Below are 518 nucleotides of genomic sequence, written 5' to 3'. Positions count from 1 at the left end.
CTCGACCAATCATGCTCTGCACCCAAACCAATGCCGCGCTTCTCATCCCATTTCTCATGATACCAATTCAGTGCTTTGCGCCCTGCTACCGTCATCTCTTCATTAAACCAAACAGACGGCAAAATACGCCGCACCGCCTCTATACGCATCTTAACCGCCCCTGCCCCTTGATTAGGGATCACTTGCGTTTCAAAACCCGCATCATTTAAAGCACTCTCAAAACTCACATTGTGCACACGGTCTCTGGTCGCACCATCATGGGGCAAAACCATCAATGCCTTCTCATAACCATTGTGACGCAACCAACCGATATGTTCCGATAAAGGCTGCCCCTGTGCTTCGTAATAATTAAGCACTCTGATTTCTCGCCCCACAAACTGTGCTATCCATATCGCCGTGGCATCTGCCTTGGCGCCTGTCCCCCCAATGTCCCAAAAAGCCCGTATTTGCATTAAAGGGTCACGAGCAACACGCCCTATCCGCCCCTCTTGCTCGGCTGCCAACATTTCCTTTTGATA

General features: G+C 50.4%; 1 pseudogene. It reads right to left on the bottom strand.

The annotated features are described in order from the left end of the window. Positions 1-518, bottom strand: a pseudogene (locus tag ACFIL3_RS11235) (PBSX family phage terminase large subunit); the annotation flags it as partial.

Origin of the sequence: Bartonella sp. CE47NXGY (assembly GCF_042195415.1) — a bacterium.
Taxonomy (GTDB): domain Bacteria; phylum Pseudomonadota; class Alphaproteobacteria; order Rhizobiales; family Rhizobiaceae; genus Bartonella.
Note: the sequence above shows the minus strand (reverse complement) of the source record. Positions and strands in the feature narration are given on the sequence as shown.